This is a genomic window from Curtobacterium sp. AC273 (genome assembly GCF_979253735.1).
This window is the reverse complement of record NZ_CEEDDU010000002.1, coordinates 262,354-274,250: the sequence shown is the minus strand read 5'-3', so window position 1 is coordinate 274,250 and position 11,897 is coordinate 262,354. Positions and strand designations below refer to the sequence as shown.

The 11,897-nt window shown below is 73.8% G+C and carries 11 protein-coding genes and 7 pseudogenes; 9 read left to right on the top strand and 9 right to left on the bottom strand.

Features of this window, described 5'->3' with window-relative positions:
• The first annotated feature begins 12 nt into the window (after positions 1-12).
• Together ACZ8AI_RS04285 and ACZ8AI_RS04280 are read left to right on the top strand one after the other, a co-directional pair.
• Positions 13-318, top strand: coding sequence for a hypothetical protein (locus ACZ8AI_RS04285; protein WP_464856758.1), 306 nt, complete (start codon positions 13-15; stop codon positions 316-318).
• 64 nt (positions 319-382) lie between these two features.
• Positions 383-853 (top strand): hypothetical protein, encoded by a 471-nt coding sequence (locus tag ACZ8AI_RS04280; RefSeq protein ID WP_464856756.1) that lies wholly within the window; start codon positions 383-385, stop codon positions 851-853.
• Positions 854-1,191: 338 nt separating this feature from the next.
• Here the strand turns inward: ACZ8AI_RS04280 and ACZ8AI_RS04275 are convergent, their stop codons facing one another.
• Complete coding sequence (locus tag ACZ8AI_RS04275) at positions 1,192-1,341, bottom strand: hypothetical protein (RefSeq protein ID WP_464856754.1); 150 nt, start codon at positions 1,339-1,341, stop codon at positions 1,192-1,194.
• 308 nt (positions 1,342-1,649) lie between these two features.
• Here ACZ8AI_RS04275 and ACZ8AI_RS04270 point away from each other — a divergent pair.
• The 3 pseudogenes from ACZ8AI_RS04270 to ACZ8AI_RS04260 form a co-directional block, all read left to right on the top strand.
• Positions 1,650-1,907, top strand: a pseudogene (locus ACZ8AI_RS04270) (DUF5719 family protein); the annotation flags it as partial.
• Between the two features lie 47 nt (positions 1,908-1,954).
• Positions 1,955-2,008: pseudogene (locus ACZ8AI_RS04265) on the top strand (hypothetical protein); the annotation flags it as partial.
• 73 nt (positions 2,009-2,081) lie between these two features.
• Positions 2,082-2,891: pseudogene (locus ACZ8AI_RS04260) on the top strand (hypothetical protein); the annotation flags it as partial.
• Here ACZ8AI_RS04260 and ACZ8AI_RS04255 read toward each other — a convergent pair.
• The gene (locus tag ACZ8AI_RS04255) at positions 2,876-3,106 is read right to left on the bottom strand and encodes a hypothetical protein (RefSeq protein ID WP_464856752.1); all 231 of its coding nucleotides are present in this window, start codon (positions 3,104-3,106) and stop codon (positions 2,876-2,878) included. The pseudogene ACZ8AI_RS04260 and the gene ACZ8AI_RS04255 overlap by 16 nt on opposite strands.
• 441 nt (positions 3,107-3,547) lie before the next feature.
• Between ACZ8AI_RS04255 and ACZ8AI_RS04250 the strand changes: the two are divergent.
• A pseudogene (locus ACZ8AI_RS04250) lies at positions 3,548-3,616 on the top strand (hypothetical protein); the annotation flags it as partial.
• Between the two features lie 134 nt (positions 3,617-3,750).
• A pseudogene (gene ahcY, locus ACZ8AI_RS04245) lies at positions 3,751-5,210 on the top strand (adenosylhomocysteinase); the annotation flags it as partial.
• Between the two features lie 516 nt (positions 5,211-5,726).
• Here the strand turns inward: ahcY and ACZ8AI_RS04240 are convergent.
• Positions 5,727-6,371 carry an RDD family protein gene (locus ACZ8AI_RS04240; RefSeq protein WP_464856750.1) on the bottom strand — a complete coding sequence of 215 codons (645 nt, stop codon included), beginning with the start codon at positions 6,369-6,371 and terminating at the stop codon, positions 5,727-5,729.
• 327 nt (positions 6,372-6,698) lie between these two features.
• Between ACZ8AI_RS04240 and ACZ8AI_RS04235 the strand changes: the two genes are divergently transcribed.
• Together ACZ8AI_RS04235 and ACZ8AI_RS04230 are read left to right on the top strand one after the other, a co-directional pair.
• Positions 6,699-7,013: a hypothetical protein gene (locus tag ACZ8AI_RS04235; protein WP_464856748.1), complete on the top strand. Its 315-nt coding sequence runs from the start codon at positions 6,699-6,701 to the stop codon at positions 7,011-7,013.
• A gap of 196 nt (positions 7,014-7,209) precedes the next feature.
• Positions 7,210-7,467, top strand: a pseudogene (locus ACZ8AI_RS04230) (stage II sporulation protein M); the annotation flags it as partial.
• Here ACZ8AI_RS04230 and ACZ8AI_RS04225 read toward each other — a convergent pair.
• From ACZ8AI_RS04225 to ACZ8AI_RS04200, 6 genes and pseudogenes are all read right to left on the bottom strand, one after another.
• Positions 7,353-8,483, bottom strand: coding sequence for a DUF58 domain-containing protein (locus tag ACZ8AI_RS04225; protein WP_464856872.1), 1,131 nt, complete (start codon positions 8,481-8,483; stop codon positions 7,353-7,355). The pseudogene ACZ8AI_RS04230 and the gene ACZ8AI_RS04225 sit on opposite strands and share 115 nt — an antisense overlap.
• Positions 8,386-9,054 (bottom strand): hypothetical protein, encoded by a 669-nt coding sequence (locus ACZ8AI_RS04220; protein ID WP_464856746.1) that lies wholly within the window; start codon positions 9,052-9,054, stop codon positions 8,386-8,388. The genes ACZ8AI_RS04225 and ACZ8AI_RS04220 overlap by 98 nt, the downstream gene beginning before the upstream one ends.
• Positions 9,055-9,114: 60 nt before the next feature.
• A pseudogene (locus ACZ8AI_RS04215) lies at positions 9,115-9,922 on the bottom strand (AAA family ATPase).
• Positions 9,923-10,045: 123 nt separating this feature from the next.
• Positions 10,046-10,444 (bottom strand): hypothetical protein, encoded by a 399-nt coding sequence (locus ACZ8AI_RS04210; protein ID WP_464856744.1) that lies wholly within the window; start codon positions 10,442-10,444, stop codon positions 10,046-10,048.
• Between the two features lie 210 nt (positions 10,445-10,654).
• The gene (locus tag ACZ8AI_RS04205) at positions 10,655-11,308 is read right to left on the bottom strand and encodes a DUF4350 domain-containing protein (RefSeq protein WP_464856742.1); all 654 of its coding nucleotides are present in this window, start codon (positions 11,306-11,308) and stop codon (positions 10,655-10,657) included.
• A gap of 110 nt (positions 11,309-11,418) precedes the next feature.
• Positions 11,419-11,877 (bottom strand): hypothetical protein, encoded by a 459-nt coding sequence (locus ACZ8AI_RS04200; RefSeq protein ID WP_464856740.1) that lies wholly within the window; start codon positions 11,875-11,877, stop codon positions 11,419-11,421.
• Between the last annotated feature and the right edge of the window lie 20 nt (positions 11,878-11,897).

Below are 11,897 nucleotides of genomic sequence, written 5' to 3'. Positions count from 1 at the left end.
TCCGGCGCCTCGTTGCTGTTCGCCGTCGTCGCTGCCTCTGCGCCGTCGCTGCTGCCGGTGCTCCTCGTCGCCTGGCTGGTCTCCCTCGTCGTGGGCTGGCGCCGTGCGCACCGTCGGGTGTTCATCCCGGTGCCCGCCGCGGTGCTGTTCCTGCCCCTCGTGCTCGCCCAGGTCACGCGCGGCAACGTGCTGCCGGTCTTCGCCGACCCCGGTGTGCCCTCGGCCACCGCGCCCCGTCCGCCTTCCAGCTCGCCATCGGCCAGCCGGTGCCGGACTGGAGTGGCTGGCTCCCGACCACGGCCGGCATGGGCACGCTGACCGCGATCCTGCCCGTGCTGATGGCCGTCCTCGCCCTGCGATCGCCGCCGCCGCCATCGGCGCGATGCTCGGACACCGCTGGGCGGTGGCGGGTGTCTGCCTGGTCGTCGCCCTGCTCGGCTTCGCCACCGCGTTCGCCGCCACCCACGTGACCGTCACGGGCGTCGGGTCGACCACCACGATCATCTGGCCGGGCAGCGGGCTGTCCGTCTACTGGCTCGCCATCATCGCGGCGGCGTGCATCGGGATCGACGTGCTGCCCCGCCTCGCTCCGGTCACCGGTCTCGTCGCGACGGTGCTCGCCGGTGTCGCGGTCGCGCCCGCCTTCGCGGCGTTCTACCTCGGCAACGCCGTGATCAAGCCCACCACGGGTCGAGGTCCTCAGCGCGTACGTCAACGCCGAGAGCGCAGGCCAACCCCGACGTCGGCACCCTCGTGGTCGAACTGCAGACCGACGGCTCCCTCGCGGTGGCGCTCGAGCGCGAGCAGGGTTCGACGCTCGACGACCAGTCCACGCTCGACTCGACCGCGCTGACGCTGAGTCGCTCCGGGGCGCAGCTGGCGACCCTGGCCGGCAACCTCGCGAGCCGCAGCGAGTACGACCCCGAGCCGGCGCTCCCGTGAGCTCGGCGTGAGCTTCGTGCTGCTCGACGACGTCTCGGACCCGTCGCGCACACCTCGGACGACTCCCGCGGAGTCGAGTGGCTCCGCCGCGCAGGGCGTGCACGACCGCGCCGCCGGGGCGATCGGGCAGAACGCGCTCTTCTACGGTAGGCATCGGCGAGACCACGAGCGGGCAGCTGTTCCACTACGAGGGCGACGTCGACCGGACCTCCACCGGGTCGGCCGGGGTGCGCACGCCGCGCACGTGCTCTACCTCATCGTGCTCGGCGTGGTCTTCGGTGCGGCGGCCCTGCTCGCCGTCCCCACCGCGCCCCGCCGTCGCCGTGCCACCTCGAACGTCATCGAGGCCGAGGAACCCGCCACCACCTTCGACGAGGAGCGCGACGAGATGGGCACCACCCCCGCCTCCGTGCGCCGCTTCCGATCGTCCGCGGGACCGCCACCGCGATCGCCGTGGTCGTCGCCGCCGGAGCCGTCACCGCGGCGCACGCCCTCGGCACCGAGTCCGAGCCGGGCCGGCCCGCCGGCAAGACGGTCGTGCCGGTGCCGGCGGACGCCGAGCGCGTGTGCGCCGGTAGCGCGCTCCGCCTGTCCGACGACGCCGGCAACGACGCCACGAAGGCGAGCACCGTGGCTCCGCCACGGTCGCGACGGCCACCACCGGGTCGACCGTCGAGCGGTCCTCGCTCGGCGCGTCGACGACCGGCGGCAGCGAACCGCGCCTCCTCACCGCCCCGGCCGGCGACACCACACCGCAAGTCGCGGGCAGCAGCTACCAGAGCGTGTCCAGCGGCGACCTGGTCGGTGTGGGCGCCGCGTCGTGCGACGACCCGAGCCAGTCCACGTGGCTGGTCGGCGGCTCGACCGAGACCGGGCGCACCAGTCTCGTCACGCTCTCCAACCCGACCGACGTGAACGCCACCGTCGACCTGTCGATCTTCGACGACTCGGGCACGGTCAGCGCGCCCGGCACCACCGGAGATCGATCGTCGCGCCGAACACGCAGAAGGTCGTGCCGCTGTCGGGCTTCGTGTCCGACCAGGGCTCCACCATCGTGCACGTCGAGTCCTCCGGCGGTCAGATCGTCGCGCACATGCAGGAGTCGATCGTCCGGACTTCTCACCCCGGGTGGCTTCGACGTCGTCTCCGGCGGGGCCGCACCGGCGCGGACGCAGATCATCCCCGGTGTCGTGCTGCAGGGCGCCCAGGAGGCGCAGCGCGGCGACGACACCGCCGACGCCGCGCCGATCGTCAGGCTGTTCGTCCCCCGGGTCCAGGCGGCTCGCGTCACCCTCGGCATCACCACCTCGGACGGCGGCGGCTCGACCGTGAACGCCACCGCCGAGCCCGGCGTCGTGACCGGCGTCGCCCTCGACGACTTCCCGAACAGCCGCTTCTCGTTCACGGTCACGTCGACCGAGCCGATCGTGGCCGGGGCCCGCACCGCGACGCCCACCGAGGACGGTCGCACCGACCTCAGCTGGTTCGCGTCCGCCGAGCCGCTCGAGGCGGTCGACGATCACCGCGCTCGCGCCGGGGGACAACCAGCGGCTGACGATGGTGAACCCGACGCTCGGACACTACGAGTGACGATCCGCACCGGTGACGAGGAGCAGCGGGTCGACGTGGTCGCCGGCGGTACGAGCACGGTCATCGTGCCCCTGTCGAAGCGAGCTCACGCTCACACCTGGCAGGCGAAGGGCTTGGTCGCCGGGGTGACGTACATGGGCAGCTCGGGCATCGCCGGGTTCCCGTTGCGTGCGGCCACCGAGGCTGGCCGACGCCGGTGCGCGTCTACCCTGACCCCGGGAGGAGGCGTGGCCCCGGCGGTCGCCCTCGGGGGGCGCTTCGCGCGGCTCAGCTCACCAGTGTCGGTAGCGGTCAGGCGCCAGGTCCGGCTGCGGGCGCTGTGTCCCGGGTGCGCGGCTCAGGCTCACCAGTGCCGGTAGCGGTCCGGCGCCAGGTCCCACAGGTCCTTGTCGATCAGCTCGCCGACCGCACGGAACACCGCCGTCTCGATGATGACCCGCTTGTCGGTGTCGTCCTTCTCGGGGAGCTCCCGCGTGACCCGTTCGACGGGGATCGGAAGACGGTGACGCGTCGGGCCTCGCGGTCGACGCGCCACCGCGGCATGTGGTCGGGCGTCGCTTGAGTCGGTGGGCACGTCGACCACCTGGACCGACGACCCGCCGTCGAGCTCGTCCGGCTTCAGAGCCCGATCAGGTAGTGCGCCGTGTCGCCGGCGATCCGGTCGAAGGTCTCGGCGCGCGTGATGACGGGTGCGAGGTCCCGGTCCGGTGACGCTCCGAGCGTCCGCCCCGACCGTGCCGGGAGCGGCCTCGGCCACGGTCCGCCGGGGATGACGGGGGAGTCCTGCGACGCATCCCCACATCGTACGCGCGCGGTGCCTGGCGGCCGCACTCCGATAAGGGTCAGGGGTCGGTATGGACGTGAGGATCTACTAGCAAGGTCGCCTGCGGCGCGAGCGCTGCGTCGACGCTGACGTACGACTTCGGCGACTCGATGGTTGTCGTCGACCCCCTCTCGACGCGGAGTCGAACCACATGGCTACGACCTCTGCGCACGGCACGCCGCCACCCTGCGGGTGCCCCGTGGCTGGCAGGTGGTGCGGCGGGAGCCGCTCCGCCGCCCGCGACGCCGACTGACGGCCCCGACTCGTCTGGTCCAGTCCTCCACAGGGCAGCGGACTGGACGGCACGACCGTGACCGACGTCGGCTGACGACCCGCGCCTCCCGGCGTGGAAGACTGATGGGCATGCCCACCGAAGCCCATACCGCAGTACTGCGTTCCGCGTCGCCGACCTCTCGCTCGCCGAGGCAGGGCCGACACAGAATCCGTCTCGCCGAGAACAAGATGCCCGGGCTGATGTCCCTGCGCGAGGAGTTCGGAGACGTCGCGGCCGCTGGCCGGTGCGCGCATCGCCGGGTCGCTGCACATGACGGTGCAGACGGCCGTGCTGATCGAGACCCTGGTCGCGCTCGGCGCGCTGGTCCGCTGGGCCAGCTGCAACATCTTCTCCACGCAGGACGAAGCCGCGGCGGCGGTCGCCGTCGGCCCGACCAGCACCCGGAGTCACCGGCCGGCGTGCGGCGATTACCGCCCTGAAGAAGGCGAGACGCTCGAGGAGTACTGGTGGTGCACCAGCCGCATCTTCGACTGGACCGCCGAAGCAGCCGAGGCCGGTGCCGACTGGAGCTGGCCCGAACCTCATCCTCGACGACGGCGGTGACGCGACGATGCTCGTGCACACCGGTGCCGACGCCGAGGCAGCAGGCCGTGTGCCCGACGCCGGCGCCGACGCGAGCGCCGAGTGGAAGATCGTCCTCGACACCGTCGCGGCGTCGCTGCAAGGAGTCGAGCGACCGCTGGACCCGCATCGCCGCGGAGATCGAGGGCGTCACCGAAGAGACCACCACGGGCGTCCACCGCCTGTACGAGCTCGCCCGCTCCGGCGAGCGGAAGTTCCCGGCAGATCAACGTCAACGACTCCGTCACGAAGTCGAAGTTCGACAACAAGTACGGCATCCGGCACTCCCTGCCCGACGGCCTCAACCGTGCGACCGACGTCCTCATCGGCGGCAAGGTCGCGTTCGTCGTCGACTACGGCGACGTCGGCAAGGGCGCGGCCGAGGCGCTGCGCGGCAAGGGCGCCCGCGTCATCGTGTCCGAGGTCGACCCGATCTGCTACTGCAAGGCCGCGATGGACGGCTACCAGGTGGCACGACTGGCCGACGTCGCCGACCAGGTCGACATGGTGATCACGTGCACGGGCAACCTCGGCGTCATCGGCGTCGACGAGATGCTCGCGCTGAAGCACCTGGCGATCGTGGCGAAACGTCAGGAGCACTTCGACAACGAGATCGACATGGCCGGGCTCGAGGCACTGCCCGGGGTCGAGAAGGTCGAGATCAAGCCGCAGATGCACGAGTGGCGCCTGCCGACCGGCCGATCGATCCTGGTGCTGTCCGAGGGTCGGCTGATGAACCTCGGCAACGCGACCGGGCACCCGTCGTTCGTGATGAGCAACTCGTTCACGAACCAGGTCCTCGCGCAGATCGAGCTGCACACCCGTCGCGAGGAGTACCCGACGGGCGTGTACGTGCTGCCCAAGCACCTCGACGAGAAGGTCGCGCGCCTGCACCTCGACGCACTCGGCGTGCAGCTGACCGCGCTGCGTCCGGAGCAGGCGGCGTACATCGGCGTGCCGGTCGAGGGCCCGTACAAGCCGGAGCACTACCGCTACTGAGCCGGGCAGGCGGGCTCGTCGCCGTTCCGCACAACATAAGTCACCCCGAACCACGTCATCGCGTGGTTCAGAGGTGACTTGCGTTGTGCGGGGCGCCGGGGCGCCGGGGCAGCGTCGCGCGGCGCGCGGCTGCGCGGTGCGCGGCCGCGTGTCGGCCGTGCACCGGCCGCGCACCGGCCGCGCGCCGGCCGCCGGCCGAGCACGGCGATGCACCCCCTGCACGGACATCGGCGCCCACGCACACCGGGGCGCGACGCTCGCGCGGGGGTGCGACGCGGCAGCCCACTGGCCGCGCACGTAACGCGATACACCCCTGCACGGACATCGCGCCCACGCACACCGGGGCGCGACGATCGCGCGGGGGGGTGCGACGCAGCGCCCACCGGCCCGCGCACGGCGATGCACCCCTGCACGGACGCGCACCCGCACACCGGGGCGCGACGTTCCCCGCGGGCGTGCGATCGGTCGGAGCGGATGCCGCGACCCGAAGCGCTGGCCGCGCCGCGCAGCAGCGCCTCAGCGCGGGAAGCCCGGGGGCGCGCCGTCGCCGACTCTGCAGCGCGGTCGAGCACCTCGGCCCGGGGGCGCAGCGCCCGGACATCCCGCGACCGCCGCAGCGCGACGACCCCGGCGAGGAAGAATTCCGGGTGCACGGGCGGCACCGGGTGCGCGTACTCCGCGACCGCCGCGGCGAGGGTCCGCGCCGTCACCTCCCGCACTTCGGGACGTAGGTCCGCCGCTCCGCGGAAGAACGCACCGAGCCGGTTCTCGAGTTGCTGGGGGAGCGCCGACACATCGGCCACCCCGGCCCACTGCACGAGTTCGACGGGCAGGAGCACCTCGGGGTCGCGGTGCTTCGCGGCCCGCTCGTGCTGCACGAAGGTGCCGGCGAGCAGGTCCCCGAGCCGCCGCGGGCGGGCGCCGAACAACGCGACGAGGGAGGGCCACCGAGCCGAGCGTCATCCGGAGTTCGAACACCCCGACGAGGGCTCGGGTGAACGCGTGCCGGAACCCGATCGCCCCGCCGTCGAGCCGCACCACCCGGGTGCCGGTCGCGTACCGGCCGACGCTCTTGCCGCGCGTGACGGTCTCGACCGCGGCGGGCACCAGCACGAGGACGCCCACGAGTACCCCGATATCGAGCGCGGCGGCCCGCGTCATCCAGGTCGCTCGGCCAGACGCGGGACAGCCCGGCCAGGAGCATGAGGTACAGCGCGAGCACACACACCGCGTCGAGGAGTGCCGACGCGAGGCGCAGGGCGATGCCGGCGGGCTGGACGTCGAGCGCCACCGCCTCGCCGACGACGAGCTCGTCGCCCGGATCGTCGAAGGCGCGGACGAACCGAGGATCGGCGAGGTCACGCGGCGCGCGGGTCTTCGGCATGGGATCATCATGGCGGAGACCGTCGCCGGTCGCCCAGGACGGCCCCGGCACGGCGAGCCGACGCACGAGCACGACGAGCACGACGAGCGGGGGACGCGCTGGACTTGGACGCCTACAGCGAGGTGCACCGCGAGCGGTGGCAGGAACTCGACCAGCTCGCCCGCGCGCGGCACCAGTCCGGCGCAGACGTCCGACCGCCTCGTCTCCGGCTACCAGGAGGCAGCGACCGACCTCGCCCGCATCAGCCGCGCCGCACCCCGCACGGCCGTCGGCGACCGGCTGTCGCTCACCCTGTTCCATGCCGTCTCAGCTTCACCGGCACCCCGGTCGACCCGATCACGGCGATCACGGCCTTCTTCGTCCTGCAACTGCCGGCCGCCCTGTACCGGATCCAGCTGGGTGACGATCTGGGTCGCTGATCGCGACGGCGGCGATCGCCGCGATCGTCGCCGTCTGGATCAGCACGACCCCCGGTGCGACGGCCACCTTCGGAACGCCCGAGGCGCTCCGGCGAGGAGTACGCGACGCAGGACTTCCAGGCCTACTACTCCGACCACGGGCTCGGGACGACCAGCGGCGCAGGTGTGGACGAACAACGCCTACATCGCGGCGACGATGGTGGCCTTCGGCATCACCGGCCTCTTCGTCCCGTTCTCGATCGGGCAGAACGCCATCAGCCTGGGCGTCTCGGCCACGATCATGCACTCCGAGGGACGGCTCGGCATTCTTCCTCTACATCGCGCACGGGCGCTGGAGCTCTACTCGGTGTTCCTCGCTGCCGCCGCCGGCCTGATCTTCTGGTCGTGGATCGCCCCCGGCGCCCGCACCCGCGCGCAGGCGCTGGCCGAGGACGGCCGAGCCCTCATCACGATCGCGGTCGGCCTCGCCCTCACGCTGCTGCTCTCCGGCATCGTCGAGGGCACGGTGACGCGGCAGGACTGGCCGTGGCCGGTGAAGATCGCGCCATCGGCACGGTGGCGCTCGCGGCGGTGCTCTGGTACCAGTGGGTGCTCGGCGGCCGGGCGCACCCGCTGCGGGGGAGCGCGGCGACCTCGAGGAGTTCGAGCGCGGCAGCACCTCGCTCGTCGCCGGCTGACGCCGGCCGGCCACAGTCGGCCGGTCTGCCAACTCGGCCCGGATGTAGGCATCGGCGACGAGCGGTGGCACCTGCTCCGGCGTCGCCCGGACGACCTCCCGCTCCGGCGCGGCGGGCGACGTCGGCGATCCCGTCGGCGTCGGGCAGGGTGCGTTCCGCGGCGGCCCGCCGGTACGTCGCGCTCCGCACGGGCCGGGAGGGACGGCGTGCGCCCGCCCCCGCCGCCCGCGCTGCCGTGTGGCCGGCACCGGGTCCGCGCTCGCCTCCCCGCGTGCCATCCGCTCGACGGTGGGGTCGGGTGACGGACGTCACGAGCACGGCGTGCCGACGGGGAAACCGCGGGAGCACCGCGAGGAGGTCGCCGGACGCGCCGACCGAGTCGAGGCTCGGGAACGAGCGACGAACGCGCGGGACGTGGTGATCGAAGTCGACGAGGCCCGGCACCGCGGACCAGTCGGTGGCGGCGAGTCGGGATTCCGCGAGCGCCAGGGTCTCGCCGAAGCGCTGGACGACGTCCGTTCCAGGTCGCCCCGTGCACGCGACCACGGACGGCGTCGTCGAGCAGGGCCAGGTCGACGCGGTCGCCGCGGCGGCCGCGAGCGCGCCGAGCGGCAGCGCGGACTCGATGAAGGTGTCGAGACGGGGTTCGTCGTCGACCCGGCCGGCACCGGCACGGCCGGCGTCCACGACGACGATCACCGCGCCGGTCCCGTTCGGGTCGCCAGGTCCGGACGACGAGGTCCTGGCGTCGGGCGGTTGCCCGCCAGTCGATCTGACGGACGTCGTCGCCCACGTAGTCCCGCAGCGGGTCGAACTCGGTGCCGTGTCCGGAGCTGCAGGGTCGTCTCGCCGTCGAGCTCCCGGAGCCGTGCGAGTCGCGAGGGCAGGTGTCGCCGGGATCGGAACGGCGGCGTCACGACGGGATTCGGCCGGCACGTGCAGGACGCGCTGCCGTGCGGCGAGGCCGAGCGGACCGAAGGCGCGGACGGCGACGCCGGCGCTGACCGGCGCCCACGGCGGAACGGCGCGAACCGCATCCGGGCGGTCCGCCGTTCGCCGGCGGGGACGTGCAGTCGGGTTCGGCGGGGTTCGTGCCCGGCCGAGGGCTCCCACATGTCCCGGACGACGCCCCGCAGCGTGCGGGAGCCGTCGTTGGCCAGGACGAGCGTGCCGTCGGCGGTGGTGTCGCGGCGTGCCAGGCGCCGCTCCACCCGGACCCGCCCGAGGTCGGCGAGCACCACGTCGAGCACCGCGGCGAGGACGACCACGCCCCGCCCACGCCGCGCCGGCCCACACCGCTGCCGAGCAGCACGGTGGGCACGATCGACGGCGAGCAGCGCGACGAACCGGCCGGAGATCGCCACTAGATCGGCACCCGGACCTGCTCGAGCACCTGCTGCAGGACGCCGTCCGCGCCGACGCCCTCATCGAGCTCGGCGTCCGCGGCGACCCGGAGTCGGTGCCGCCAGACCGGCAGGAGCATGGCCTGCAGTGGTCCGGGGTGATCGCCTCGTATCCGGTGAGCCACGCCCAGGCCTTCGCGGCGGCAGCAGCGCGGTCGCACCACGCGGGCTCACACCGACCCGGACGGACGGCGCCTGCCGGGTCGCACGGGCGAGGATCGACGATGTACGCCAGCACGTCGCGCGCGCACCGACCGCGCGGACGGCGCGCTGCGCTGCGAGGACCCCTCGTCGACGCCGACCACGGGGACGATGCCGGCGGACCGCACGTCGCGCGGCACGAAGCCGTCCGCGTGCCGACGGAAAGCACACCTGCCACTCGACGTCGCGGGGCGGCACGTCGAGCGTGAGCTTCATCAGGAAGCGGTCGAGCTGGGCCTCGGGGAGGGTGTAAGTGCCCTCGAACTCGATCAGGTTCATCGTCGCGGCGACGAAGAACGGGTCGGAGGCGGGCGTCACCGTCGACGCTGACCTGTCGCTCCTCCATCGCCTCGAGCAGTGCGGACTGCGTCTTCGGGGGCGTCCGGTTCACCTCGTCGGCGAGGAGCACGTTCGTGAACACCGGCCCCTCGCGGGTAGGAGAAGGTCCCGTCGAGGCGTCGTACACGAGCGACCCGGTGACGTCGCCGGGCATGAGGGTCAGGGTGAACTGGATGCGCTTGGTGTCGAGCGACATCGCGGCGGCGAGGCTCCGGACCAGCAGGGTCTTCGCGACACCGGGGACGCCCTCGAGCAGGACGTGCCCCTGGGCCAGGATGCCGGCGATCATGCCGGACACCGCGCCCTCCTGTCCGACGACGGCCTTGCCGACCTCGGCGCGGAGCCTGCCGGGCGTCCCGGAGCGGATCGGCCGTCGCCTGCGGCTGCGGGGTCTGGGTGGGGGACGGATCGGTCACGGTCGTGCTCCTCGTCGGTCGTGGTCGGTCGGTGGGCCGCCGGCTGTCGCGGTGGTGACGGCGCGTTCGAGCTCGTCGAGCGCGGCCGCCCCGGCGACGAGCGCACGGTCGTCCGGGGTGGTGCCGCCCACGAGCACGGCGCCGACCCGGGTGTCCGGGATCCCGGTGGCGCGGGCCGCTGCGCGGGCGACGTCGTCGACGTGCGCCGAGCCGGGGCAGCCCGAGTCGGCGGCCGATCCGGTGGACGGCAGCGATGCGCAGGGTGTCGAGGGCGTTGCGTCGATCGCGGGTGCGGGCGGCGAGGCGGGCCCGTCCCTCGGTCGTCTCCGCCGCGCGGACGGCGACCGGCATCCACTCGACGACCAGCGGCCCGAGTCGTCGTCCGCGCCAGACACCGGCGGCGGCCGCGACGAGGGCGAGCAGCGCTGGGCGCTCAGGACCCACTGCGGTGCAGGGAGCCGAGCGTCGGTGCCGCGTCGGGGGTGCGGGGTCGGCGTGTACCAGGTGAGCGAGTCGTCGCCGCCGAGCAGGCCGAGGGCGAGCGCCGCGTTGCCGGCGGTGGTGATCGATGTCGTTCCGGAACGCCGCGGTCGTGCCGACCAGGGTCACGTCGCCGCCGCGCGTCGCGGTCCGCACGGGCCGGCACGCTCGTCGCCGCTGCCGCTCGGGGCGCACAGCGTCGTGCCGGCGGGGACCGGGTCGCCCTCGGGCACCCGGTACGCGACCTGCCGTCGAAGACCGTCGAGCGCACGTCGAGGCGGCCGGGATGTCGCGGGTCCGCGTCGACGCCGTCTCGATTCCCGCCGACCCGTGCGGCCGGCTCGACGTCGAGCCCGAAGGCGTCGAGCGGTGCGGCGCCGGTCGAAGACGAGCACCACGTGGGAGGCCTTCCGCGCGAGACGGCGTGCGACGGCGAGCGCGCCCCGCGCGTCGTCGACGAACACCGTGCCGCCGGTGATGCCGTCGGCACGGTCGACTGGCTGGACGTCGGTGCCCTGCTGTTCGAGCACCCGGACGAGCGCCTTCGACCCGCTCGCGGTGGTGGACGTCGGGTCGAGCTCGGCGCTCGCGGGGCCGTCGGCGCTCTGGACGACCGCGGTGAGTGCGGCGAGGAACAGGCCGACGAGCACGATCGCGACCCAGAACACGAGGCGGGAGCGGCGTCCCTCCCGCCGGGGCGCTGCGCGCTCGGCCGGTGCGGTCGTCGTCGCGGTCGCGGGCACCGCCGGGGTCGTGCGGGCCGGGCGCGCGGTGCGCACGGCGTGTTCGGTGTCGAGGACGTCGCGCTGCGGCCTCGGTGGCCACCCCGGAGTACCGGACGGCGTCGAAGGCCGCGGCGGCGCGGTCGGCCGGGTCGCCTCGGCCGAGGCTACGACCGCGGCGCGACGGCGTGGCCCGGGCCGTGGCGCGTCCGGTACGGGTCGCGTTCGCCCAGGCCGCGGGCGAGGGCGCGGTAGCCGTCGAGCACCGCGTGACCAGTCCCCGGAACGGAGGGCGGTGCGGGCGTCGTCGGCGATCGCGCGGGCGGGGCGGAGGTCGTCGTCGTCGAACACGCCGCCAGTGTCGAGTACCGGCGAGACGGGCACGTCGGCGGGGGAATCCGCGGGCGACGACCACCAGGACCACGACCGCGACGAGCACCACGACGGCGATCCAGAGCAGGGTGTGCGCGACGGGCAGGCCGACGCCGTCCGCGCGGAACGAGCCGAGCCAGTCGAGGAACGACCGGGAGGCACGGTCCCACCAGGTCGCAGTAGGGCACGTCGTACTCGGACCGCTCGAGTTCGCGTTCGAGCAGGCGGCGGGCCTCGTCCGGGTCGACCGTCACGCGCGGTCGTCCGGCGGGAA

Excerpts from the sequence above, each read along its gene's own strand:
- ACZ8AI_RS04280 (WP_464856756.1), top strand. The coding sequence starts at position 383 with ATGCTCGGACACCGCTGGGCGGTGGCGGGTGTCTGCCTGGTCGTCGCC.
- ACZ8AI_RS04240 (WP_464856750.1), bottom strand. The coding sequence starts at position 6,371 with ATGACGCGGGCCGCCGCGCTCGATATCGGGGTACTCGTGGGCGTCCTC.